At 73.7% G+C, this 23,224-nt stretch carries 19 protein-coding genes and 1 tRNA gene; 13 read left to right on the top strand and 7 right to left on the bottom strand.

What is annotated here, in order from left to right; all coding sequences use genetic code 11:
* Positions 1-111: 111 nt before the first annotated feature.
* The 6 genes from AB0398_RS21315 to AB0398_RS21290 all read left to right on the top strand — a co-directional run bounded on the left by AB0398_RS21315 (position 112) and on the right by AB0398_RS21290 (position 7,929).
* The gene (locus AB0398_RS21315) at positions 112-2,598 is read left to right on the top strand and encodes a serine hydrolase (protein ID WP_366377156.1); all 2,487 of its coding nucleotides are present in this window, start codon (positions 112-114) and stop codon (positions 2,596-2,598) included.
* Between the two features lie 529 nt (positions 2,599-3,127).
* Complete coding sequence (locus AB0398_RS21310) at positions 3,128-4,813, top strand: MFS transporter (RefSeq protein WP_366377248.1); 1,686 nt, start codon at positions 3,128-3,130, stop codon at positions 4,811-4,813.
* 150 nt (positions 4,814-4,963) lie between these two features.
* Positions 4,964-5,497, top strand: coding sequence for a DUF1269 domain-containing protein (locus AB0398_RS21305; protein WP_366377155.1), 534 nt, complete (start codon positions 4,964-4,966; stop codon positions 5,495-5,497).
* 135 nt (positions 5,498-5,632) lie between these two features.
* Positions 5,633-6,727 carry a chemotaxis protein gene (locus tag AB0398_RS21300; protein WP_366377154.1) on the top strand — a complete coding sequence of 365 codons (1,095 nt, stop codon included), beginning with the start codon at positions 5,633-5,635 and terminating at the stop codon, positions 6,725-6,727.
* 14 nt (positions 6,728-6,741) lie between these two features.
* The gene (locus AB0398_RS21295; RefSeq protein WP_366377153.1) at positions 6,742-7,392 is read left to right on the top strand and encodes an FxLYD domain-containing protein; all 651 of its coding nucleotides are present in this window, start codon (positions 6,742-6,744) and stop codon (positions 7,390-7,392) included.
* A gap of 33 nt (positions 7,393-7,425) precedes the next feature.
* Positions 7,426-7,929 (top strand): DUF1269 domain-containing protein, encoded by a 504-nt coding sequence (locus AB0398_RS21290; protein ID WP_366377152.1) that lies wholly within the window; start codon positions 7,426-7,428, stop codon positions 7,927-7,929.
* 163 nt (positions 7,930-8,092) lie between these two features.
* Here the strand turns inward: AB0398_RS21290 and AB0398_RS21285 are convergent.
* Positions 8,093-8,168 (bottom strand) — tRNA-Arg (locus AB0398_RS21285).
* A 226-nt stretch (positions 8,169-8,394) separates the two neighbouring features.
* Here AB0398_RS21285 and AB0398_RS21280 point away from each other — a divergent pair.
* Positions 8,395-8,526, top strand: a complete 132-nt coding sequence (locus AB0398_RS21280) for a hypothetical protein (protein ID WP_366377151.1) — start codon at positions 8,395-8,397, stop codon at positions 8,524-8,526.
* A gap of 93 nt (positions 8,527-8,619) precedes the next feature.
* Positions 8,620-10,236: a class I adenylate-forming enzyme family protein gene (locus AB0398_RS21275; protein ID WP_366377150.1), complete on the top strand. Its 1,617-nt coding sequence runs from the start codon at positions 8,620-8,622 to the stop codon at positions 10,234-10,236.
* A gap of 164 nt (positions 10,237-10,400) precedes the next feature.
* On the opposite strand, the gene AB0398_RS21270 is transcribed toward AB0398_RS21275, so the two are convergent.
* Entirely contained in the window at positions 10,401-11,672 is a 1,272-nt protein-coding gene (locus tag AB0398_RS21270; protein ID WP_366377149.1) for a M6 family metalloprotease domain-containing protein, read from the bottom strand.
* 436 nt (positions 11,673-12,108) lie between these two features.
* Between AB0398_RS21270 and AB0398_RS21265 the strand changes: the two genes are divergently transcribed.
* Both AB0398_RS21265 and AB0398_RS21260 read left to right on the top strand, forming a co-directional pair.
* Positions 12,109-12,774, top strand: a complete 666-nt coding sequence (locus AB0398_RS21265) for a TetR/AcrR family transcriptional regulator (RefSeq protein WP_366377148.1) — start codon at positions 12,109-12,111, stop codon at positions 12,772-12,774.
* Between the two features lie 99 nt (positions 12,775-12,873).
* Positions 12,874-14,412, top strand: a complete 1,539-nt coding sequence (locus AB0398_RS21260) for an MFS transporter (RefSeq protein WP_366377147.1) — start codon at positions 12,874-12,876, stop codon at positions 14,410-14,412.
* An 82-nt stretch (positions 14,413-14,494) separates the two neighbouring features.
* Here the strand turns inward: AB0398_RS21260 and AB0398_RS21255 are convergent, their stop codons facing one another.
* Positions 14,495-15,001, bottom strand: coding sequence for a MarR family transcriptional regulator (locus AB0398_RS21255; RefSeq protein WP_366377146.1), 507 nt, complete (start codon positions 14,999-15,001; stop codon positions 14,495-14,497).
* Positions 15,002-15,109: 108 nt separating this feature from the next.
* On the opposite strand from AB0398_RS21255, the gene AB0398_RS21250 reads away from it, so the two are divergent.
* Positions 15,110-15,919, top strand: coding sequence for a class III extradiol ring-cleavage dioxygenase (locus AB0398_RS21250; RefSeq protein WP_366377145.1), 810 nt, complete (start codon positions 15,110-15,112; stop codon positions 15,917-15,919).
* 35 nt (positions 15,920-15,954) lie between these two features.
* Here AB0398_RS21250 and AB0398_RS21245 read toward each other — a convergent pair whose 3' ends face one another.
* Positions 15,955-16,974, bottom strand: a complete 1,020-nt coding sequence (locus AB0398_RS21245; protein ID WP_366377144.1) for a questin oxidase family protein — start codon at positions 16,972-16,974, stop codon at positions 15,955-15,957.
* Positions 16,975-17,444: 470 nt separating this feature from the next.
* On the opposite strand from AB0398_RS21245, the gene AB0398_RS21240 reads away from it, so the two are divergent.
* Positions 17,445-18,446 (top strand): sigma-70 family RNA polymerase sigma factor, encoded by a 1,002-nt coding sequence (locus AB0398_RS21240; protein WP_366377143.1) that lies wholly within the window; start codon positions 17,445-17,447, stop codon positions 18,444-18,446.
* Positions 18,447-18,520: 74 nt separating this feature from the next.
* Here AB0398_RS21240 and AB0398_RS21235 read toward each other — a convergent pair whose 3' ends face one another.
* Positions 18,521-19,486, bottom strand: coding sequence for a YafY family protein (locus AB0398_RS21235; RefSeq protein ID WP_366377142.1), 966 nt, complete (start codon positions 19,484-19,486; stop codon positions 18,521-18,523).
* A gap of 63 nt (positions 19,487-19,549) precedes the next feature.
* On the opposite strand from AB0398_RS21235, the gene AB0398_RS21230 reads away from it, so the two are divergent.
* A complete protein-coding gene (locus tag AB0398_RS21230; protein ID WP_366377141.1) occupies positions 19,550-21,103 on the top strand; it encodes an MFS transporter in 1,554 nt (517 codons plus the stop codon).
* 115 nt (positions 21,104-21,218) lie between these two features.
* Here AB0398_RS21230 and AB0398_RS21225 read toward each other — a convergent pair whose 3' ends face one another.
* Both AB0398_RS21225 and AB0398_RS21220 read right to left on the bottom strand, forming a co-directional pair.
* Positions 21,219-21,995 (bottom strand): DUF6227 family protein, encoded by a 777-nt coding sequence (locus AB0398_RS21225; RefSeq protein WP_366377140.1) that lies wholly within the window; start codon positions 21,993-21,995, stop codon positions 21,219-21,221.
* Between the two features lie 139 nt (positions 21,996-22,134).
* Positions 22,135-23,214: a P1 family peptidase gene (locus AB0398_RS21220; RefSeq protein ID WP_366377139.1), complete on the bottom strand. Its 1,080-nt coding sequence runs from the start codon at positions 23,212-23,214 to the stop codon at positions 22,135-22,137.
* Positions 23,215-23,224 lie beyond the last annotated feature (10 nt).

Genomic DNA, 23,224 nt, shown 5'->3' with positions numbered 1-23,224 from the left:
TGTCGAGAGCACCCGGGTGGTTCATCCGGGAACCGGTAGGTATGTCGTTCTCGTCTAGCACGGGGGCCAAGGGGTTCACACAGGACACTGGTAGACGGTTCGGACGTACGCATGACGCATGGAGGAGGCACGGTGGCGGGCGAGTCCCCCGACAAGGCGGAGCAGCAGGGGTCGTCGGACACGGCGGCGGCCTCGGGCGGGGGCGGCCGGGATCCGCGGCTTTCCGTGCTCCGGGAGTCAGAGCCCTCACCCGCTTCGGAGCCGGCCCCGGACCCCGCCTCGTCGGAGCCTTCGGACACGCCGGTACGGGTCGACCAGCCGACCGCCGTCTTCAAGAACCTGGTTCCGCGTACGCCGGAGGACGACGAGCCGAAGGGGGCCGTCGAGCCGGAGGCGCAGTCCGAGCCGGAGGCGGAGTCGGGTTCCAGGTCGGAGCCGGAGAGCGAGCGCCTCAAGGCGGCCGTGGCGGCGTGGGTCGCCACGGCGGCGGAGGAGCCCGGGAAGGCCCCGGAGGAGCCTGCCGAGGCCGAGGAGGCCCTGGAGGCCGCCACGACGGCCGAGGCCGCCGGCGAGCCCGAGGCGGACGACGAGCCCGAGTCGGGCGAGGAGCCCGTGAGCGGTGCCGCGGACGCGGGCGAGCCGGACGAGGAGGCCGCTGGGCCTGCCGAGGCCGTGAAGGCCGACGCGTCCGTCGAGGACGCCCAGGGCGCCGCCGAGAAGGCCCCCGAGGCCGTCGGGGAGTCCGAGGGCAAGGCGCCCGTCGACTCCTGGTTCGCCGCCCGGAAGCCGTCCGCCGATGCGAAGCCCGAGCCGGAGAAGGACCCGGAGCCCGCCGAGGATTCGAAGGGCCCGAAGGAGCCCACGAACTCCAAGGCCCTCTCGGTCTCCGAAGGCACCGAGGCCACCGACGCCGTCGAAGGCGCCAAGAGCATCGAGGACGCCGAGGACGCCACGAGCACCGAGGGCACCGAAGACGCCAAGGGCACCGAAGACGTCGACGACCCCTCCGAGGACGAGAAGCCCGTCGACCAGCCGACGGCCATGTTCAAGATGATCCGGCCGCCGGTGGACCAGCCGACGACCGCCCTGAAGCTTCCGGCCGGGCCGGCGGGCGCGGGTGCCCGCGTGGACTCCGACAGCGAGCGCACCAGCACCTTCCTGCCGCTGCGGCCCGACATCCCGGCCGAGCGGAAGGCGCCCGAGGCCGAGACCGATGCCGCGCCCGCCGCCGAAGCCGCCGCGCCCGTCACGCCCGCCCCCGCCCCGCCCGCACTCGCCGAGCCGGAGCGGACCCGGCAGCAGCCGCTGCCGCCGCTCCCCCCGCTCGACCTGCTCGCCGAGCTGACGAACACCCCGCCCCCGCCGCCGAGCCCGCTGCGGACCACCCTGCGCCGGGTCCGGATCTGGACCCCGCTGGTCCTGCTCCTCCTGATCGTCTTCGCGATCGCGCAGATGGTCCGCCCGCTGCCCGCGCCCGCCCTGAAGCTCTCCGCCGCACCGACCTTCACGTTCGAGGGCGGCGCGCTGAAGATGCCGTGGCCCGGCGAGGGGCAGGGCGCCGTCGAGGTCGAGGGCGTCGGCTCCATGGGCACGTACGGGCCGCAGAAGCCGGCCCCGATCGCCTCCGTCACCAAGACGATGACGGCGTACGTGATCCTCCGCGACCACCCGCTCAAGGGGAAGCAGACCGGCCCCGAGATCGAGATCGACAAGAAGGCCGCCGACCAGGGCAAGGCGGAGCACGAGTCGACCGCGGCGGTCGAGGAGGGCCAGACCTACTCGCAGAAGGAGCTGCTCCAGCTCCTGATGATCCCCTCCGCCAACAACGTGGCCCGGCTGCTCGCCCGCTGGGACGCCGGTTCCGAGGCCGCGTTCGTCGAGAAGATGAACGCCGCCGCCAAGGACCTGGGCATGGAGCAGTCCACGTACACGGACCCGTCCGGCCTGCTCGACAGCACGGTCTCGACCCCGCAGGACCAGCTGAAGCTGGCGAAGGCGGTCATGCAGTACGACGTGTTCCGCGAGATCGTGAACATGCCGAACGTGACCGTCGAGGGCATCCCCGGGCGGATCGAGAACAACAACAACATCCTGCTGAAGCCGGGTGTGGGCGGCATCAAGACCGGCTCCTCCACCCCGGCCGGCGGCAACCTGCTCTGGTCGGCGAACACCGTCGTCGACGGTGAGAACCGCCGGGTCCTCGGCATCGTGATGGGGGCCAAGAACGCCAAGTACCTCGGCGACAAGCTCCAGCTCTCCATCGACTACAGCTACGAGCTGATCAAGCGGGCGCAGAAGGACGTGACCTCGGCCCCCGTGGTCCGCAAGGGCCAGGTCCTCGGCTACGTCGACGACGGCCTCGGCGGCAAGACCCCGGTCGTCGCCACCAAGGAGCTCAAGGCGGTCGGCTGGCCGGGCCTGGAAGTGAAGCTGGACCTCACCGACGGCGGCAAGGCCGTCCCGCACACCGGCAAGGCGGGCGACGTCGTCGGCCAGGTGTCGATCGGTACGGGCACGGGCAGGGTCAGCTCCCCGGTGGCCCTCCAGGCCGACCTGGCGGAGCCGGGCTTCGACAAGAAGCTGACCCGCGTGGGCTGACCGCCCGGAACGGCGGCGCACGGCGGCGCGGAACGGAAGCACGGAACGACGGCGGGTGGCCGGGAAGCACCCGCCCGGCGGGACGCCCCGGTTCTCCGGGGCGTCCTGCTGTTAGCGTTTCCGGGGGACGAGAAGCGCGCGTGGACCCCCGCGCGGAGCGAGACGGGACGTACGGGAAAGGGCCGCAGTGACCACCGCCGAGCCGACACGCGCCGACCGCGCGGACTCCTCCCCGCCCGATCCGCTTCCCGATGCGCTCCCCGGTCCCTCCGTCTCCTCCGAGTCGTCCTCCGGTTCCTCTGCGGGATCGTCCTCGGGGCCCTCCTCGGGCGCGGAGCCCGGCGCCGCCGGCACCCGCACCGACCCCGGTACCACCGGCACCCGCACCGACCCCGGCCCGGCCGCCGACGCCCCCCTCGCCGCCGCCAGACCCGCGACCCCTTCGCTCTCGCGAATACCGCTTCCGGCGCAGCGGCCCGCCCCGGAGGCGATCGTTCCGGCCCGGCGGCGGAAGCGCCGCCACACCGTCATGGTGGCCACGGGACTCGCCGCCCTCACCCACATTCTCTGGTTCTTCCTCTTCGCGAACAGCGGCGGGGATCTGGCCGCGCAGGACGCGTGGGCCGAGTTCGTCGGACGGCACCCGGACTCCGCGTACAACCTCGCCTGGTACGGCGGGATGCACCCGGTCTCGTACAGCGTCGTCTCGCCGTACCTGATGTCGGTGCTCGGCGTCCGCACCACGATGATGATCACCGGCACGCTGTCGGCCGCGCTGACCGCGCTGATCCTGGTGCGAGTGCGGACGGTCCGCAATCCGATGGCCTGCGCGGTCGCGGGCGTCTTCGCCTTCCTCTGCAACGCCCTGTCGGGCCGGGTGACCTTCGGCCTCGGCATGCTGTTCGCGGTCGGCGCGGTCGCCGCCGTCTTCTGCTGGCCGCACCGCTGGCGCCGCAAGCGCTGGGCCAAGGCCGCGGTCGCCGCCCCGCTCGCCGGGCTCGCGACCGCGTGCAGCCCGGTCGCCGGGCTCTTCCTCGGGGTGGCGGCGGCGGCGCTCTTCCTCAACAAGCGGCGCCCCGGCGCGTACGCCCTCGGCCTCGCCCCGGTGGCCGTGGTCGCCCTCTCCTCCTGGCTCTTCCCCTTCTCGGGCACGCAGCCGATGGCCTTCGGCTCGGCCGCGCTGCCGATGATCTTCGGGATCCTGATCTTCCTCCTGGTGCCGAAGGACTGGCGGACGGTCCGCACCGCCGCCGCCGTGTACACGGTGGGCACCTTCCTGACCTGGGCGATCGACTCCCAGATCGGTTCGAACATCTCACGGCTCCCGATGCTCTTCGCCGGGGTCGTGCTGCTCGCCGCCCTGCCGTACACCGCGCCGCGCTCGCGCCGCTGGTACGCGCTGCTGCTCGCCTTCGCGGGGCTGAACTTCTGGATCGGCTTCAAGGGCGTCGACGACGTCATCCGCACCGCCCCGGACGCCTCCTGGGCGCGCGAACTGGCGCCGCTGGTCAACCAGCTCCAGGTGCGGGGCGCGGACAAGGCGCGGGTCGAGGTCGTGCCGGCCTCCAGCCACCGCGAGTCCTCCGCGCTCAGCCCGTACATCAACCTGGCGCGGGGCTGGAACCGGCAGGCCGACATGGAGCGCAACCCGCTCTTCTACGACGACACCCTCAACGCCGTGAACTACCAGGACTGGCTCGACCGCTGGGCCGTCCACTTCGTCGTCCTGCCGACCGGCGCCCCCGACTCCGGCGCCGAGCGGGAGGCGGAGCTGGTCGACAAGGGCCTGCCGTACCTGGAGCAGGTCTGGTCGGACGAGAACTGGCGCCTGTACGAGGTCGCGGACCCGACCCCGCTGGCGGAGCCGCCCGCCCGGGTCGAGAGCGTGGCGGCGAACGAGGTCGTGATCCGGGTCGGCAGCCCCGGCCGGGTCCTCATCCGCGTGCCGTACTCGCCGTGGCTCGCCCTCATGGACGAGAACGGCGGCAAGATCGCGCCGCCGCAGGAGACCGAGGAGTCGAAGGCGGCCCGCGAGGCGTCGGAGACCGAGCTCCCCAAGGTCTTCGCCAACGAGGAGGGCTGCCTCTTCCGGACGGAGGCGGACGCGCAGGGCGACGAGTGGACGGAGCTGGTCGCGCCGAAGGCGGGCGTCTACCGCCTGGGCTCCCCGTACAACTTCTCCCGGGGCACGGCCTGCCCGGAGGAACTGCGCTGAGCCGCCCGTAGACCTCTTTCGGCCACGTCCCCGGGCGCCTCCCCAGGGCCCCGACCGCCTCCACCGAGTCGCGGAAACGGACATCCCGGACAAGGATGTCGGTGCGTGGACCGTGGCGCCCCGCACGGCGCCTTCTGGAGGTGGACAGGGATGTCCGAGCTCATCGTCATCGGCTACGACGGCCCCGCCGAGGCCGAGCGGGCCCTCGGCACGGTGCAGGACCTGCAACGGGACCACGTCGTGCGCCTGAACGGGCTCGCGACGGTCTCGGTCGACGCCGAGGGCCGCACCCACGTCGACACCTCCAGCCGCGTCGTCGCCTCCACCGCCGCCACGGGCGCCCTGTGGGGAGCGATCTTCGGGATCCTGTTCCTGCTGCCCGGCGTCGGGCTCGTGACGGGCGCGGCCCTGGGCGGCCTGGTCGGCAGGCTCGCCAAGTCCGGCGTCGACGACCGCTTCCGCGAGCAGGTCGGCGATCTGCTGAAGCCGGGCTCGGCGGCGGTCGTGATCATGGCCTCGAAGATCACGGACGACAAGTTCACGGCGGCGATGCAGCCGCACGGCGGCACGCTCCTGAAGACCTCGCTCAGCGACGAGGACGAGCGGGAGCTGTCCGAACAGCTCACGGGCCCGATCGGCCCGGACGGCCCGGGCCCCGTCCACGCCCCCGACGCGGCCCCGTAGACCGGGATCCGGCCCCGCCGCGCCGCGACCCGCAGGGACCCGGGCCCCGTCCCGTAACCCCGGCCCCGTACGCGCGCGGGGCCCCGCCCCGTACCCCCACGGCCCCCTCCCTCCCCCCACTCGAAAGGCGCCCCCATGCACCCCGCGCTCAGCGCCGACGCGCTCGCCAAGCTGCGCCGGCCCCGCCCGTACCCCGCCGTGTCGCTCGTGATGCCGACGCACCGCCGCGAACCGGACAGCTCCCAGGACCCCGTACGGCTGCGCAACCTCCTCGCGCGGGCCGGGAAGGCCCTGGAGGAGGACCCGGCCGTGACGCGGGAGCGGCGCGCGGACGTCCTCGACCAGCTGGAGCGGGCCGCCGCCGAGATCGACCTCGTGCACGCGGAGGACGGCCTGGTGGTCTTCGTGGCGCCCGGCGAGCACCAGGTGTGGACGGTGGCCCGGGAGGTGCCGGAGCGGGTGGTCCTCGCGGACACCTTCCTCACCCGCAACCTCGTCGCCGCGCAGGCCGCCGAACGCCCGTACTGGGCGCTGACCGTGGCTGCCGACCGGGTCTCGCTGTGGAGCGGCGGACCGGAGCGGACCGTCGAGCACACCGGGGACGGCTTCCCGTTCGAGCGGAGCCTGGAGCCCCAGGACGTGGAGCGCGAGGAGCGCGTCGGGGACGTGCCGAGCACTTTCCAGGACGAGGACACGCGCGCCTTCTTCCGCGACGCGCACCAGGCGCTGCGGACCGTCCTCGCCTCCGAGCCGCGTCCGCTGTACGTGGTCGGCGAGGCGCCCGCCGTCTCCCTCCTGGAGGAGACCGGGGCCCTGCCGCAGGGGACGACCCCGGTCCGGCAGGGCGGCCTGGGGCACGGGCCCGCGGAGGCCGTGCGGAAGGCGGTGGAGCCGCTGATCGCGGCCCACGAGGCGGCCCTGACGACCACCGTCCTGGCCGAGCTGGACGCGGCCCGGGGCCGGCGGGAGTACGCCGGCGGCCTCGACGAGGTGTGGCGGGCGGCGAAGGAGGGCCGGATCCACCTGCTCGCCGTCGAGGAGCACTACCGGACGGTCGTACGGGACTACGGCGACCACCTGGAACCGGCGGAGGCCGCCGACCTCGACGCCCGCGACGACATCGTGGACGAGATCGTCGAACAGGCCCTGGAGACCGGGGCGGAGGTGCGGTTCGTCCGGGACGACTCCCTGGCCGACTCCGCCCGCGTCGCCGCCGTACTGCGCTACTGACCCCCGGAGGCCTCATGAACACCGCACCACCGTCCCGCACCACCGCCGGAAGGCGGCTCCGCACCCGGGCGGCGGGCGCCGCCGTCGCCGTCGTCGTCACCGCGCTCGGCGCGGCCGGTCTCGTCTCCTGCGACTCGGGCGGGGACGAGGGGGGTTCGCCGACGTTCAGCGACGCGCCCACGGCCCCCGACACGGCCTCGTTCTCCGGCGGCGCCCCCTCCGCCCTCGCCTCGGCGGCGGAGTCGGCGGCCTCCGCCGCGCGCGAGTCGGCGTCGTCGGCGGCGGCCTCGGCGTCCGCGCGGGAGTCCGAACGGGCGTCGTCGATCGGCGCCGAGACGGAACGCTCCCGCAAGCAGGCCGAGAACGAGCTGAAGGGCGTGCAGGGCCGGGGGAACGCCCTCGGCGAGGTCGCGATGACGGGCAAGCCGAGGGCCGAGACGAACAACCTGCTCACCGTGGTCGTCACCATCACCAACAAGACGGACGAGGAGGCCTCCTACGCGGCCCAGGTCGACTTCCTCGACCCGTCGGGGAAGGTGGTCGAGACGCAGTTCGTCGGGGCCGAGGACCTCGCGCCGGGCGAGCGGCAACAGCCCCTGGTCATCAGCAGGCAGCCGGCCGAACCGGTGCTGACGCCGAGGCTCACCAAGGCGCAGAGGTACTGAGCCACCACCGCCCCTCGTACGGAGGAGACCCGCATGTCCGAACTCATCGTCATCGGCTACGAGGACCACGCCGTGGCCCGCGAGGCCTTCAAGGCGGTCCAGCAGCTCCGCGACGACCACGTCGTCGAGCTGAACGGCCTCGCCGTCGTCCGGGTCGACCAGGACGGCGAGACCCATGTGGACACCCCGGCGAAGACCGAGGAGATCGCCCTCTCGGCCACGGCCGGGGCGCTCTGGGGCCTGGTCTTCGGCATGATCGTCCTGACCCCCGGCATCGGGGTGGTGGGCGCGGCCCTCGGCGGCCTCATCGGCAAGCTGAACCAGATGGGCGTCGATCGCGGCTTCCGCCAGAAGGTCAGCGACCTCCTCGCCCCGGGTTCGGCCGCCGTCGTGATCATGGCCTCCAAGATCACGGAGGACCGCTTCGCCGCAGCGATGGAGCCCTTCGGCGGCACCGTACTGAAGACCTCCCTCTCGGAGGAGAGCGAACGGGAGCTCTCGGAGCAGCTGACGGGGGAGGGGTCGGGGACGGCTTGAGGCCGGTTGTGCGGAGGACCCCCGTCCACGAGGGGCGGGGGTCTTCGACGAGCGGGCCGCGAGGCGGGGCGGGGCAGGACTTCGCTCCCGGTCCGATCGCTGCCTCGTCCGCATGACCTCGAAGGGGCCACCTCCGAAAATCCGGAGGTGGCCCCTTCTGAACTGGTGCCCCCGGCAGGATTCGAACCTGCGACACCCGCTTTAGGAGAGCGGTGCTCTATCCCCTGAGCTACGAAGGCGGGGATCCGTCGTGCCTTCCGGGGATGGGCCCGGAGGTCGACCGACCGCTGACAGCGTAGCGGATGGGGGTCGTGGAGGTCGCCCCCGTTCGTGCGGGCGTGGGGGGAAGGGGTGTCACCTGGGGTTTCCGGTGGGGGTGGGCTGCCGGGGGTGTGCGGGTTCGGGTGCGTGATCCTGCCGGGGGACGCCCTGTTCGCGTTCTTTCCGTAGGTCGAGAGCGTGCCCGTGAACTTCCTTGTCGTGCTGGTGTCGGTCCTCCTGGCGGAGGACGAGGACGAGGAGGAGCGCCTCCGGCGGTACGTGACCGGCCTCGTCCCGCCCGGCGTCGTGCTCGACGTCCCGTCCGCCCTCGGTTGACCTCCCGAACCGGGTCCGCCTAGCGTCTGACCTCCCGGACCGGGGCCGCCCGGCGCCGGCCGTCCGGCGGAGCGAGCGCGTGGAGGTGGCCCGGTGGCCGGTGGGGTCGGGAGGCTGACGGCCGACGGGGCGCCCTTCGCCGTCGAGGGCGGGACGTACGCGCACGGGCCGCGGACCCTGCGGGAGTTCGTGGAGCCGGCCTGGGGCTACGGGGACCGGGTGTTCCTCGTGCACGAGGGTGTCCGGACGACCTACCGGGAGTTCTTCGACGAGGCCTGCGGGCTCGCCCGGCGGCTCCTCGGGGAGTACGGGCTCGTGCCCGGCGACCGGGTCGTCGTCGCCATGCGGAACCTGCCCGAGTGGCAGGTCGCCTTCTGGGCCGCCCAGCTCGCCGGGCTCGTCGCCGTACCGCTCAACGCCTGGTGGACCGAGGGCGAGTTCGCGTACGCGCTCGACGACTGCGCGCCCCGCGCGCTGCTCGTCGACGGGGAGCGGGTCGGGCGGGTGCGGGCGTGGGCCCGGGAGCGGAAGGTGCCCGGGATCGTCTTCCGGGGGGAGGACGAGGAGGGGTTCGACGCGTACGTGCCCGACCGCGACCCGTACCTCGGGCCGCCACCCGTCGACGTGCTCCCCGAGCACGACGCGACCGTCGTCTACACCTCCGGCACCACCGGCCGCCCCAAGGGCGCCGTCGCCACCCACCTCGCGCAGGCCGGGGCCGCCATGAACCCCCGGTACTTCGCCGCCGCCGCGGCCCTCGCGCGCGGGGACGTCCCCGGGACCGGGCCGGCGCCCGTGTCGCTGACCACGTTCCCCTTCTTCCACGTCGCCGCCTTCACCTCCTTCTACGGAGTGATCGCGGCCGGCGGGACCCTCGTGACCCTGCGGAGGTGGGACGCCGGGGAGGCACTCCGGCTGATCCGGGAGCACCGCGTCACCCACTACGCCGGGGTGCCCACCACCGCGCTCCAGCTCCTCGAACGCGCCCGGAGCGACGGCGACCCGCTGGAGAGCCTCACCCTGCTCAGCACGGGAGGCGCCCCCGCCCCGCCCGGGATCGTCGCCGGGCTCACCGAGGCGTACGGGGAGCGCGTCGAGCCCCGCAACGGCTACGGGCTCACCGAGACCTGCGGCGGGGTCCTGGCGAACTTCGGCGCCGAGTACCGCGCCCACCCCGGCAGCGCCGGCCGGCCCTCGCCCGTCACCGAGGTGCGGATCGACCGGCCCGGCGCGGAGGGCGTGGGGGAGCTGTGGCTGCGCGGGCAGTCCCTGGTCCGGGGGTACTGGGGGGACGAGGAGGCCACCCGTGCCGCCTTCACCGACGACGGCTGGTTCCGGACCGGGGACCTCGCGCGCGTGGACGCGGACGGGCGGGTCTCGGTCGTCGACCGGCTCACCGACATGGTGATCCGCGGCGGCGAGAACGTGTACTGCGTCGAGGTCGAGGCCGCCCTGCACGCGCACCCGGACGTCCTCGACGCCGCCGTCCTCGGCGTCCCCCATCCGCTCCTCGGCGAGGAGGTGGTGGCCGTCGTGCGGCGGCGGCCGGGGTCCGCGCCGGACGCGGCGGCGCTCCGGGCGCACGTCGGCGGGCGTCTCGCCGCCTTCAAGGTGCCCGCCCGTGTCCTCATACGGGAGGAGGAGCTGCCCCGGAATCCGACCGGGAAGATCCTCAAGCGGGAGCTGCGGGGGCTGTTCGGAAGCGGGTAGGCGCTCGGTTCCGGGTGACGCGGATCCGGTAGGCGCTCGGTTCCGGGTGACGCGGATCCGGTAGGCGCTCGGTGCCGGGTGACACGGATCTGGCAGGCGCTCAGTTCCGGGTGACGCGGACCCGGCAGGCGCTCAGTTCCGGGTGACGCGGACCCGGCAGGCGCTCAGTTCCGGGTGACGCGGACCCGGTAGGCGCCGTCCCGGCCCTCGTCCAGGACCGTGATCCGGATGCCGTTCGCGCGGTCGGTGAAGCTCTCGCCCGGCCCGTACGGCGCGTCCGACAGCTCCGCGTGGACGTTGGCGCGGCGCGTGCAGCCGCCGCTCGCCCGCTCGCTGTCGGCGACGGTCACCGGGCCGTGGCCGGTGTCGACGTCGGACTCGACCCGGTAGACGAGGACGCCCTGCTCGCACACGGCCTCGTCGTTGCCGCCCTGGCCGCGGACCTCGATCGCGTACCCGGAGGTGCCGGAGAGCGGGACGAAGGCGAGCTTGGGGCCGCCGGGCTCCGCGAGCGGGGTGAGGTCGTACTCGGTGGTGCCGGTGCCCGAGGCGCAGCTGACCTGCTCGTTGTCGAGCCAGCCCAGCTTCCACTTGTGCCAGCCGAGCAGGTCGTTGTTGGCCCCCCAGTCCTCGGACATGATGTCCCAGTGCCCGACGGAGCCGCCGCCGTCGGCGGTGTAGAGGTCGGGCAGGCCGAAGACGTGCCCGTTCTCGTGCGGCAGGACCCGGTAGCCGGTCTCCGCGAAGCTGCCGGAGCCGTCGTCCTGGCGGCTGTAGACGAAGGACGTGTTGGCGAGCGGCACGCCGTCGGCGTACGGGGCGTCGTCGTTGCCGGAGAAGGTCACGGACAGGACGGTGTCGAGGGCCGAGGGGCCGGCGTTCGGCGTCACCAGGACGTTGACCAGGTCGTACGCGCTGAAGTCCACCCGCTGGTCGGCCGCCTTCACGATGTCCTCGACGAGGGAGCGGTAGCCCGGCTCGTACGGGGAGCCGCGCTCGATCCCGTACGCGGAGAACGCCCGGGGCATCCGCAGCCAGTCGGGGATCGGGGCCTCGGCGCGGTAGTGCAGCCGGCCGTACGAGCTGACGCGGAACCAGTCGGAGGTCTGCGGGAAGAACTCGCGGAAGCGGCCGGCCGCCGTGCCGTCGCCGACGGCGTCCGGGAAGTCGATCATCAGGGTGAGGGCCCTGACGAGGCCCGTGGAGCGCACGTACCCGGGGGCGGTGGGCAGCCCCTCCGACATCTGCACGCCCATCGTCGTGGCGATGCGGCACGGCGCGAGCTGGGCGCTGTTCGGCGCGGCGGCGACGGGGCCGGCCGAGGCCGGAACGGGCCGGGGGAGCGTGGTGCTCGCGGAGGCGAGCAGGGTGAGGGAGAGCGTCGTGGTCGCCGCCAGGGCGACGGGTCTGCGTATCCGTCGGCGGGGGTGCTGCATGCGTCGCCTCTCCGGTGGGGGCAGGTCGGCGGGCGGATCCCCTTCCGCGTGCGGGCGGGATCCGCGCTGTGCGATCAGCCTGTGACGGGCGGTCCGGGCGCGCGCGCCGGGTGGCCCGATCGTGGGTACTCCGTGAAACGAGGATTGTGTGACCGGGGTCACAGGAGTGGCCGGAAATAACCGGGGAGCCCGTCCCCGTTTACGCCTGTGTCGAGAGAAGTGGGGAACCTTTCCCCGGATACGAGTCCCGGATACGGGTCCCGGGTCCGGATCTCCCGGGTACGGGCCCCGGATACGGGTCACTCCCGGTCCGGATCCCCCGGGCACGGCCTTCCGTGGACGTGCTCGACCCGTCGGAGCGGCTGCGACCCAGCGGCCCGGCGGCCCCTTGACGACGACCCCGTGACAACGACCGTGATCTCCGAGGAGGACCGACGTGACCGGCAACGCCGACACCGCCGTGCCCGCCCGCCGCGCACCCCGGCCGCGGGCCGACGCCCTGCGCAACCGCGAGCGGATCGTGACGGCGGCCCGCGAGATGTTCGTCGAGTTCGGCTCCCAGGTGCCGTACGACGAGATCGCGCGCCGCGCCGGCGTCGGGAACGCCACGCTCTACCGGAACTTCCCCGAGCGCGCCGACCTCGTCCGCGAGGTCGTCCTCTCCCTCATGGCCCGCGTCACCGAACTCGCCGAACGGGCCGCCGAGGAGGAGGACGACACCTTCGAGGCGCTGCGGCGCTTCACCCTCGGCGCCGCCGACGAGCGCGTCGGCGCCCTCTGCCCGATGCTCGACGGCGCCTTCGACCAGGACCATCCCGACCTGGTGGCCGAACGTGACCGCCTCGAACAGGTCGTCCAGGGGATCGTCGACCGGGCGCAGCGGGCCGGCCGGCTCCGCGCCGACGTCGGCGTCGGCGACCTGATGGTGGCGGTCTCCCAGCTCACCCGTCCGCTGCCGGGCACCGCCTGCGCCGCCTTCGCCCCGTTCGTACGCCGTCATCTGCAGCTGTTCCTCGACGGCCTGGAGGCGCCCGCGCGCTCCGAGCTGCCCGGGACGGCCGCCACCCTGGAGGACCTGAGACGCGACTCCTGCCCGTCGTGACCCTTCCGTAGGCCTGTCGGCAAGGCGCCCTCCTCCCGAGCGCCCACCCCTTTCTCACGTCCCTTTTTCGCCAGTACGCACCAAGAGGTGGCCCCACCCATGTCCAAAATCGCCGGCAACCCCGTGAGCGCCGCGCTCGCGCCCGATCCCGGGCGCTGGAAGGCGCTCGTCTTCATCGCCCTCGCCCAGCTGATGGTCGTCCTCGACGCGACGATCGTGAACATCGCGCTGCCCTCCGCCCAGCAGGACCTGGGGATCTCGGACGGCAACCGGCAGTGGGTCATCACCGCCTACGCCCTCGCGTTCGGCGGACTGCTCCTCTTCGGCGGCCGGATCGCCGACCTGTGGGGCCGCAAGCGCACCTTCATCGTCGGCCTGGCCGGCTTCGCCGCCGCCTCCGCCCTCGGCGGGGCCGCGACCGGCGAGGCCACGATGCTCGGCGCCCGCGCGCTCCAGGGCGCCTTCGGCGCGCTCCTCGCGCCCGCCGCGCTCTCGCTGCTCGCCGTGACCTTCACCGACGCCAAGGAGCGCGCCAAGGCCTTCGGCATCTACGGCGCGATCGCGGGCGGCGGCGGCGCCGTGGGCCTGATCCTCGGCGGCTTCCTCACCGAGTACCTGAACTGGCGCTGGACCTTCTTCGTCAACATCCCGTTCGCCGTGGCCGCCGCCATCGGCGCGTACCTCGTCGTCCGCGAGCCGGCGGGCGGCCGCAACCGCTCCCCGCTCGACGTCCCCGGCGTCATCCTGTCCACCCTGGGCCTGGTCGCCCTCGTGTACGGCTTCACCCGCGCCGAGTCCGAGGGCTGGAGCGACGCCGGCACCGTCGGCCTCTTCGTCGGCTCCGCCGTGCTGCTCCTGGCCTTCGTGCTCACCGAGGCGCGCGTGAAGTCCCCGCTGCTCCCGCTGCGGGTCCTGACCGACCGCAACCGCGGCGGCGTCTACCTGTCGCTCGGCCTCGCCGTCATCGCGATGTTCGGCCTGTTCCTCTTCCTGACGTACTACCTCCAGATCGTGAAGGGGTACTCGCCGGTCAGGACGGGCTTCGCGTTCCTGCCGATGATCGCGGGCATGATCGTGGGCTCGACCCAGATCGGCACCCGCCTGATGACCCGCGTCCCGCCGCGCCTGCTGATGGCCCCGGGCTTCCTGACCGCCGCCGTCGGCATGCTGCTCCTCACCCAGCTGGAGATCGGCACCTCGTACGCCGGTCTGATCCTGCCCGCGCAGCTGCTGCTCGGCCTGGGCATGGGCACGGCGTTCATGCCGGCGATGTCGCTCGCGACGCTCGGCGTGGACCCGCGGGACGCCGGCGTGGCCTCCGCGATGGTCAACACCTCGCAGCAGGTCGGCGGCGCCATCGGCACCGCCCTGCTGAACACGATCGCCGCCTCGGCCACCACCGCCTACCTGACCGACCACGCGGCCGGCGCCACCACCCCGGCCGCCCAGAAGCTGCTCCAGCTCCAGGGCATGGTCGAGGGGTACGCGGCGGCCATCTGGTGGGCGGTCGGCATCCTGGCCGTCTCGGCCGCGATCGCCTTCGCGCTCATCAACACCGGGAAGCCGGGGAGCGGCGTGGTCGCCGGGTCCGGCACGGACGCGGACGACGAGGTGAGGATCCCGGTCGTCGCGCACTGACCGCCACAGCCCCCCGCGCCCCTGCCCCGGCCCCGCGTACTCGTGTGCGCGGCGGAGCCGGGGCAGGGGCGTACGCGTGTACTCAGCGGAGCCAGGGCAGGTCCGCGTCCGGGCCCGCCGGTTCGAGGCCCTCCGCCATCACCCGCATGATCTCGCCGAGCTGCTTCACCTGGTCCGCCGAGAGCCGGTCGAACAGGGCCTGGCGCACGGCGGCCACGTGGCCGGGCGCGTTCTTCCGCAGGACCTCCATGCCCTCGTCCGTGAGCCGGGCGAACTGGCCGCGCTTGTCGGAGGGACAGTTCTCGCGCCGCACCCAGCCGTTCTTCTCCAGGCGGGCCACGGCGTGGGAGAGCCGGGAGCGGGTGATCTTGGCGTCCTTGGCCAGTTCGGTCATCCGCATGCGGCGGCGGGGCGCCTGGGAGAGCTGAACGAGCAGGCCGTAGTAGATGTGCGGCATCCCGGCGTCGCGCTGCAACTGGCGGTCGAGGTGGTCCTCCAGGAGCGTGGTGGCGTGGAGGTAGGCGCGCCAGACGTGGTGCTCCTCGTCGGTGAGCCAGCGGGGTTCGGTCATGTCTCCCATGGGTCCCATCGTACGACTCATTCTTGAATATTGAACTAAATCGGGTTAGGGTGCGTACCGAGAAGCTTGAAGTTTCAAGGAAAGCTTCGGGAGCGACGGAAGGTCGAGGTGGACGCCATGCAGGTCACGCCGGAACGCACGCACGCCGGGCCGGAGCGGATGCCCGCCCTCTACCTGTCCCACGGCGCCCCGCCGCTCGCCGACGACCCCGTCTGGCCCGGTGAGCTGGCCGCCTGGTCCGCGGAGCTGCCGCGCCCGAAGGCGATCCTGATGGTCTCCGCGCACTGGGAGGAGGCCCCGCTCGCGCTCGGCGCCACCGAGACCGTGCCCCTCGTGTACGACTTCTGGGGCTTCCCCGAGCGCTACTACCGGGTCGCGTACGCGGCCCCCGGCGCGCCCGCGCTCGCCGAGGGCGTCCGCAAGCTGCTCCGCGCGCCCGGCACGCCCGTGCAGGACATCCCCGACCGGGGGCTCGACCACGGCGCGTACGTGCCGCTCGTCGAGATGTTCCCGGACGCCGACGTCCCCGTGCTCCAGATCTCCCTGCCCACCCTCGACCCGCGCCGGCTCATGGACGTCGGACGCCGGCTCGCCCCGCTGCGCGACGAGGGCGTCCTGATCGTGGGCAGCGGCTTCTTCACCCACAACCTGGCCGCGCTCCGGCACCCCGGGGGCGGGGTGCCCGGCTGGTCCGCCGAGTTCGACGCCTGGGGCCACGAGGCCCTCGCCGCGCGGGACGTCGACGCGCTCCTCGACTTCGCGCGCAAGTCGCCCGCCGGACGCCTCGCCCACCCCCGAACCGAGCACTTCGCCCCCCTCTTCGTCACCATGGGCGCGGCGGACGCGGCCGGGGACCTCGACGCGGAGCGGTCGGTGATCGACGGCTTCTGGATGGGCCTCGCCAAGCGGTCGGTGCAGTTCGGGTAGGTGCTCGGGCGGTCCGGGTAGACGCTCGGGCGGCCTCACCGGAAGACGGGCGCGTTCAGCTCGACCGAGCGGACGGCGGCGGCGAGCGCGAGCGGACCGCCCACGTCGAGCGCCGTGTCCGTGAACTTGATCGTGTGGTCGTCGCCGTGCGCCGCCGCCCGCTCGAAGACCTCCTCGGGGGTCGTCCCCGGAGTCTCCGCGTACGGGGCGGGTTCCGCCGGGGCGTACGCGGCGGTCACCGCGGCCGACGCCGCCCAGGCCGCCGACAGGCTCGGCGCCCACAGCTCGCGGGGGAGCGCGGGCAGGGCGCGCAGGACCGCGTTCGGCGCGGTCGCCGCGTGCACCAGCATGACCGGCTCGCCGTGCCCGTGGGTCGCGTACCGGTGCGTCGCCGCCGCGACCAGCTCCACGAGCCGCGCCTTCGCCGTCTCCGGGTCCGGCGCCGCGCCCCACACGGGGAACGCCGTGAGCTGCGCCAGCCGGTGCCGGATCCCGCCGTCCTGCTCCGGAACCAGGGGTACGGCGTCCAGCGCGGCCGCCGCCGTCGGCGCGGCGGCCAGCGGGGCGAGTGGCGGGAGCGGCTGGTGGCGGGCCGCCCAGTAGCCGAGGGCGTGCGCCAGCTCGGCCAGGCGCGGGGCCGTCGCGCCCTCGGGAGACGCCAGGAGGGTCCGTACGGCGTGGCCCGTGCGGATCACCGGATGAGTCGCCCCGGCGGCGATCCCCGGGAGCAGCCGGGGCCACCACGCGGCGAGGACCGCCCGCCACGGGTGCTCGGCCAGCTCCCGGGCGAAGAAGCGGGTCCAGTCCGTGATCCGGGCCGGGTCGCCGAGCGCCTCGCGCCAGCCGTTCGCCGTGACGGGGGCGTGCGGGGGCGGCAGCTCCTCCAGCTTGTCCGCGTAGTGGTCCAGCCAGCGGTGCACGGTGGCGGCCTGCCCGTGGCGGACCAGCGCCTCGACGGCCATCGGGGCGTGGTTGGTCAGCCAGCCCTTGCGCTCGGGTCCGCTGGTGTGGAGCCGTTCGAGGGCCTCGTCCAGGGTGCCGGTGGTGTCGGTCATGGGCCGACGGTAGGCCGGGGGAGGAGCGCGCCGGAACGGGCCGGGGACCTAGGACGGGGGGTCGCCGGGACCTAGGTCCCGCCCTCCCGGACCGGGCAGGACCGGACCGGGCAGACCGGATCGTGGCCGGATGGACCCCGCTCCCCGCCCTCCCGCTCCCCGCCCCCGCGCAGGCAACCGCTCCTCCCCGTCCCGCGTCTGAAGGGGTGGCGCCGCATGTGATCGCGGTCTCACCGACAGTGTGGTCGAGGACTCCCGCGAGGGGCGCCGCACCACCCTCCGTGCCCGGTCTGACCTGCGCCTCCGTGGGTTCCGGCGGCATGCCTACAGGGGCAGAAGCCGCGCAGGATACTGCATGATCGCGAAAATCCATGCGACGGGTGGGAATTCTGTCCTGATTCCAGTCGTTGTTTCCGTCGGATGCAGGGCACCCGAAAGGGTGTCGCGACCTACTCAGCAAGGGAGTACGCATGGCAACCCGTGCCGTCGCCCGCCGTCAGACCTCCGCCCAGAGCGGGGCCGGCCGGGCAAGCAGCGTTCGCGCCGTGGGCGGGGAGATCGCCGACCGCGACCTGGTCGGCATGTACCTCGACGAGATCGCGCGTACGCCCCTGCTCGACGCCGCCAAGGAGGTCGAGCTCTCCCAGACCATCGAGGCCGGGGTGTACGCCCAGCAGATCCTCGACGACGAGGTGCGGAGCGAGGCGGGCGGCGCTTCCCGCGAGGAGCTCGAGGCGCTGGTCGCCGAGGGCGAGCGTGCCAAGGACCTCTTCATCAAGTCCAACCTGCGGCTCGTGGTAGCCGTCGCCCGGCGCTATCCGCGCAGCGGGCTCCCCCTGCTCGACCTGATCCAGGAGGGGAACGCGGGCCTGGTGCGCGCGGTCGAGAAGTTCGACTACGCGAAGGGCTTCAAGTTCTCCACGTACGCCACGTGGTGGATCCGGCAGGCCATCACCCGCTCCATCGCCGACCAGTCCCGCACCATCCGGCTCCCCGTCCACCTGGTGGAGGAGCTCGGCCGGATCCGGCGCGTGCAGCGCGAGTTCAACCGGGAGCACGGGCGCGAGCCCGAGCCCGCGGAGATCGCCGCCGAGCTCGGCTCGACGCCGGAGCGGGTCGTCGACGTCATGGACTGGGCGCGGGACCCCGTCTCGCTGAACATGTCGGTGGACGACGAGGGCGAGACCCAGTTCGGCGACCTGCTCGAGGACACCTCGGCGGTCTCGCCGGAGCAGTCGGTGCTCACGCTGCTGCGCAGCGAGGAGCTCGACGACCTCATCGACAAGCTGGACCACCGGACGGCCTCGATCATCCGCATGCGGTACGGCATCGAGGACGGGCGCGAGCGGACGCTGACCGAGGTCGGCAAGGAGCACGGCCTCACCCGCGAGCGGATCCGCCAGATCGAGAAGCACGCGCTCCTGGAGCTGAAGAAGATGGCCCGCGACACGGGCTTCGACGCGGTGGCCTAGGACTTTTCCGGCGGCCTGCCGCACCCGCCCGGGGCCCAGGGACGATCACCGTCCCCGGGCCCCGGCTGCGTTTCCTACCCCCGTGCCGGGACCGACGCCGTCAGGCGCCCCGCCAGGCCCTCGACGTACGCCCGCAGCGGCTCCGGGCCGTGGATCGTGAAGGGGGCGTCGACCAGGGCCAGGCGGAGGGCCAGCCACTCGACCGAGTCGGCGGCGCGGGCGCGCAGCCGGCAGGAGGCGGGGCCCGTCGCGGCGGGGACCAGATGGGACGGGAGGCGGGCCGTCACGAAGTCGGCCGGGGCCTCGAAGGAGACGTCCAGGTCCAGCTCCGGCTGCGACCGGGCCATCGAGCGGTTGAGCATCTGCGCCGCGTCGCCCGCCGGCAGCTCGCGCGGGGTGAAGCGGGCCCCGGTGGCCAGCGGGTCGCTCACCCGGTCGACCCGGAAGGTGCGCCAGTCCTCGCGCCCCAGGTCGTAGGCGACGAGATACCAGCGGTATCCGGTGGAGACCAGCCGGTAGGGCTCGACCAGGCGCTTCGTCTCGGCGCCGTCGCCCGCCCGGTAGCCGAAGCGCAGCTTCTCCCGGCCGGTGACCGTGCCCGCGAGCGCGGTCAGGGTGGCGGGCGCGACCGTGGCGCCGTCGCCCCTGGTCAGCGGGATCGTCGCGTTCTGGAGGGTGGAGACCCGGTGCCGGAGCCGGGCGGGCAGCACCTGCTCCAGCTTGGCCAGGGCCCGTACGGAGGCCTCCTCGACGCCCTCGATGGCGTGCCCGGCCCCGGCGCGCAGGCCGACGGCGATGGCGACGGCCTCCTCGTCGTCGAGGAGCAGCGGCGGCATGGCCGTGCCGGCGACCAGGCGGTAGCCGCCCACCGCGCCCAGGGTCGCCTCGACCGGATAGCCGAGGTCGCGGAGCCGGTCCACGTCCCGGCGGATGGTGCGCGGAGAGACCGAGAGGCGTTCGGCGAGCTCGCTTCCGGGCCACTCGCGCGGGGTCTGGAGGAGCGAGAGCAGATGCAGGAGTCGTGCCGGAGTGTCCGTCATGCCGTCCAGGATGCGGCCGATCTAGGACACGACCTGACCTATATGACTCCTATCTTTCTTCGTATGAGTTCACACGACGCCGTCACGGACGCGGCGAACCCGGCCGGGCCCGGCACCGACTCCGGCGACAAGCGGCGCTGGATCGCCCTCGCCATCGTCATGACCGCCGCCTTCATGGACCTGGTCGACGCCACGATCGTCAACATCGCGATCCCCAGCATCGAGCGGGACCTCGGCGCCACCATCGGCGCCATCCAGTGGATCACCGCCGGGTACGCGCTCGCGTTCGCCGCCGGTCTGATCACCGGCGGGCGGCTCGGCGACATCTACGGCCGCAAGCGGCTCTTCCTCCTCGGCACCGCCGGCTTCACGCTCGCCTCGGCGCTCTGCGGGTTCGCGGCCAACCAGGAGATGCTGATCGCCTCCCGCCTCCTCCAGGGCGTGGCCGCCGCGATGATGGTGCCGCAGGTCCTGTCGATCGTCCACGCCACCTTCCCGGCCCACGAGCGCGGCAAGGTCTTCGGCCTGTTCGGCGCGATCGTCGGCCTGGGCGCGGTCTCCGGGCCGCTGCTCGGCGCGCTGCTCACCCAGTGGAACATCGCGGGCCTGGAGTGGCGCCCGATCTTCCTCATCAACCTGCCGGTCGGCATCGCGGGCCTGCTCCTGGGCCGGAAGTTCATCACCGAGTCCAAGGCGCCGAAGGCGCTCCGCCTCGACCTGGTCGGCGTGCTCCTGGTGACGACCGCGCTGCTCATGCTGATCTACCCGCTGACGCGCGGCCGCGAGCTGGACTGGCCGCTGTGGGGCCACCTGATGATGGCCGGCAGCCTGCCCGTCTTCGGCGTCCTCGTCGCGTACGAGAGGTACAAGGCGCGCAAGGACGGTTCGCCGCTCGTCGAGCTGTCGCTGTTCAAGGTGAAGAGCTTCGCGGCCGGCATCGCCGTCCAGCTCACCTTCGGCGTCGTGATGGGCATCTTCTTCCTGGTCTGGACGCTCTACATGCAGATCGGGCTCGGCTGGACCCCGCTGCGGGCGGGCCTCACCGGGGTGCCGTTCTCGATCGCGGTCTCGGTGGCCGCCGGCCTCTCGGTGCAGAAGCTGGTGCCCCGCTTCGGCCGCAAGGTGCTCCAGGCGGGCGCCCTGACGATGACGGCGGGCGTCCTGCTCTACCTCTTCGAGGCGGGCCGGTACGGGACGGGGATCGCGTCCTGGCAGATGATCCCGCCGCTGGTCGTCATGGGCCTCGGCATGGGCCTGATCGTGGCGCCGCTGACGGACGCGGTCCTCTCCGAGGTGCCGCGCGAGCACGCCGGTTCGGCCTCCGGCCTGATCAACACCACCACGCAGATGGGCAACGCGCTCGGCCTCGGCCTCGTGTCGGTCGTCTTCTTCGGCGTGATCGACGACGACCGCCTCAGGAAGGCCCCGGCGGAGGCGGGCGCGGCGTTCACGGACGCCTTCCAGAACTCGATGGGCTGGGTCGCGGGCGTGCTCGCCGTGATCTTCCTGGTGATGTTCGCGCTGCCCGCCAAGCCGAAGCAGCACCTGGAGGGCGGCGGCGACGACGAGACCGCCCCGGAGGCCGGGGTCGGCAAGGAGCCGGCGCTCACCCACTGAGCGCGGCCCCGCCGAAGGGCCCTCGCCCCGGGAGAACGTCCCGGGGCGAGGGCCCTTCGGCGTGCGCGTGCGTACGGGCCGGGGGCTCACCCGGGCACGGGCGTACGGGCGGGGCTCAGCGCACCCGGGCGCGGGACTCCATCGCCCCGCGGGCCGTGTCCTCGTCCTCGTACACCTCGCACATGTGGCGCCCGTCGGGGGTCGCCGTGTGCTCGACCTCCCAGAGGCTGACCTCGCTGCCGTCGAGCAGCAGGAACTGGTGCTCGTAGAGGGTGAATCCGGCGTCCCGGCCGCCCGCCACGGGGCAGCGGCGTCCGAAGGCCTGCGTGATGTGGTGCGCGAAGGCCGACCGGAGGCGGCGGGCCGTCGCCTCGCCCGGCCGGTCCGCGTTCTCCGCGCGGCGCAGGACGCGGCGCGCGTGGTCGGCGGAGTCGTCCGGCACGTACATCCGGGGCCGGGCGGGTATCGGGCGGGCGAACAGGGTGCTCAGCGGCTCGAAGTCGTCGTCCTCGTCGAGGACGCGCCCGTCGGGGCGCTCGGCCGACCGGTGCGTCGGCGGTCCGGAGGGCAGGCGGGAGGCGGCGAGCCGGGCCTCCGCCTCCTCCGCGTACAGCTCGTGCTGTTCGGTGCCGTCCCGGCCGGCGTTGTGCACCAGCTCCCACAGGCTGAGGACGCCGCCGTCGGCGAGCAGATAGGCGTGGCGGTGGGTCGTGCGGTGCAGCGACGCGCTGTGGTGCGAGGAGTGCGGCGCGCTGGAGTGGGCGAGCGCCGTGGAGAGGCGCTCGACGGTCGAGTCGGGCAGGTCGAAGGAGTTGAGCGCCCGGCCGAGGAGCCGTTCGACGTGCGCCTCGGTCGTCTCGTACGGATCGGGGTGATCCTGCGGATCGTTCAAGGGGATCTCCAGGCCGTCGCCGCATGTCACTTGATGCTTGCTTAACGTAGTCCCTGGGTCTGACATCGTGTCCGGTGTTCCGGCAAAACGAAAGGTCTGCGGGGGAAGTTCCCGCCGTCCTCCCCTAACTCCCCTCCCCTTACCGGGAGTACGGGTCCGCCTGCGGTCCGTACAGCTCGCGGTACGACGGGAAGTCCCCGCCCGGGCCGCGCAGACCGCCGGGGGCCGCGAGCAGCGCGCGGACGATCGCCCGGGTCACCAGGTCCGCGCCCGCCGCCAGGATCTCGTTCAGGGCGAGCGGCCCCGGCTCCTCCGGCAGCTCCACGGCGCCGGTGGCGAGGGCGAAGACCGTGTCCCCGTCGTTCATCAGGTGCACCGGCCGCACGGCGCGCGCGATGCCGTCGTGCGCCGTGCCCGCCACCTTCCGCGCCTGCGCGCGGGTCAGCGCCGCGTCCGTCGCGACCACGGCGAGCGTGGTGTTCAGCGGGGGCGGGGCGGCCGCCGCCCGCGCCCGCGCGAGGCGCCGCAGCGCCGCCCCGTGGACCTCCGGGTCGGGGAAGGCGGTCCTGCCGTCCTCGAAGTAGGCGCCGTACGGGACGCCCGTCGTCGGGTCCACGGCCGAACCCACCGCGTTCACCACCACCAGCGCCCCGACCGTGATCCCGGATGCCAGGACCGTGCTCGCCGTCCCGACGCCGCCCCGCAGGCCGCCGACCACGGCCCCGGTGCCCGCGCCGGCCGCGCCCGTCCCCACGCGCGCGCGGTCGCCGCTCGCGTGGGCCGCCTCGGCCGCCGCCCGGCCCGTCGCCGCGTCCGGCCGGGCGGTGAAGTCGCCGCCCCGGCCCAGGTCGAAGACGCACGCGGCGGGCACCACCGGCACCACGTGGGACGGGTCCGGGCCGACCCGGACGCCCCGGTGCCGCTCCGCCAGCCAGGCCATGACGCCGGAGGCGGAGTCGAGGCCGTACGCGCTGCCGCCGGTCAGGACGACCGCGTCGATCCGCTCCACCACGTTCCTCGGGTCCAGGGCGTCCGTCTCCCGCGTGCCCGGCCCCCCGCCCCGTACGTCCACGGCGGCCGTCGCCCCGCCCTCCGGCGCGAGCACCACCGTGGTGCCGCTCAGCGCCCCAGGCCCGGCCACGCGCGCGTGGCCCACGCGCAGCCCGCCGACATCGGTGATCCCGTCCTGGCCGTCCGTCGTCTTCCCGGGCTGCGTCATGCGCCCTGCC

The sequence above is a fragment of the Streptomyces sp. NPDC086147 genome (genome assembly GCF_040702165.1).
In the GTDB taxonomy this organism is placed as follows: Bacteria; Actinomycetota; Actinomycetes; order Streptomycetales; family Streptomycetaceae; genus Streptomyces.
The sequence above is the reverse complement of the archived record's forward strand: the minus strand, read 5'-3'. Positions and strand labels throughout refer to the sequence as shown.

What these genes read in the sequence shown, in the direction of transcription:
- AB0398_RS21220 (WP_366377139.1), bottom strand. Translation starts at nt 23,214, where the DNA reads ATGACGCAGCCCGGGAAGACGACGGACGGCCAGGACGGGATCACCGAT.
- AB0398_RS21250 (WP_366377145.1), top strand. Translation starts at nt 15,110, where the DNA reads ATGCAGGTCACGCCGGAACGCACGCACGCCGGGCCGGAGCGGATGCCC.
- AB0398_RS21295 (WP_366377153.1), top strand. Translation starts at nt 6,742, where the DNA reads ATGAACACCGCACCACCGTCCCGCACCACCGCCGGAAGGCGGCTCCGC.
- AB0398_RS21230 (WP_366377141.1), top strand. Translation starts at nt 19,550, where the DNA reads ATGAGTTCACACGACGCCGTCACGGACGCGGCGAACCCGGCCGGGCCC.
- AB0398_RS21240 (WP_366377143.1), top strand. Translation starts at nt 17,445, where the DNA reads ATGGCAACCCGTGCCGTCGCCCGCCGTCAGACCTCCGCCCAGAGCGGG.
- AB0398_RS21300 (WP_366377154.1), top strand. Translation starts at nt 5,633, where the DNA reads ATGCACCCCGCGCTCAGCGCCGACGCGCTCGCCAAGCTGCGCCGGCCC.
- AB0398_RS21305 (WP_366377155.1), top strand. Translation starts at nt 4,964, where the DNA reads ATGTCCGAGCTCATCGTCATCGGCTACGACGGCCCCGCCGAGGCCGAG.
- AB0398_RS21255 (WP_366377146.1), bottom strand. Translation starts at nt 15,001, where the DNA reads ATGGGACCCATGGGAGACATGACCGAACCCCGCTGGCTCACCGACGAG.
- AB0398_RS21235 (WP_366377142.1), bottom strand. Translation starts at nt 19,486, where the DNA reads ATGACGGACACTCCGGCACGACTCCTGCATCTGCTCTCGCTCCTCCAG.
- AB0398_RS21245 (WP_366377144.1), bottom strand. Translation starts at nt 16,974, where the DNA reads ATGACCGACACCACCGGCACCCTGGACGAGGCCCTCGAACGGCTCCAC.
- AB0398_RS21270 (WP_366377149.1), bottom strand. Translation starts at nt 11,672, where the DNA reads ATGCAGCACCCCCGCCGACGGATACGCAGACCCGTCGCCCTGGCGGCG.
- AB0398_RS21315 (WP_366377156.1), top strand. Translation starts at nt 112, where the DNA reads ATGACGCATGGAGGAGGCACGGTGGCGGGCGAGTCCCCCGACAAGGCG.
- AB0398_RS21260 (WP_366377147.1), top strand. Translation starts at nt 12,874, where the DNA reads ATGTCCAAAATCGCCGGCAACCCCGTGAGCGCCGCGCTCGCGCCCGAT.
- AB0398_RS21310 (WP_366377248.1), top strand. Translation starts at nt 3,128, where the DNA reads ATGGTGGCCACGGGACTCGCCGCCCTCACCCACATTCTCTGGTTCTTC.
- AB0398_RS21290 (WP_366377152.1), top strand. Translation starts at nt 7,426, where the DNA reads ATGTCCGAACTCATCGTCATCGGCTACGAGGACCACGCCGTGGCCCGC.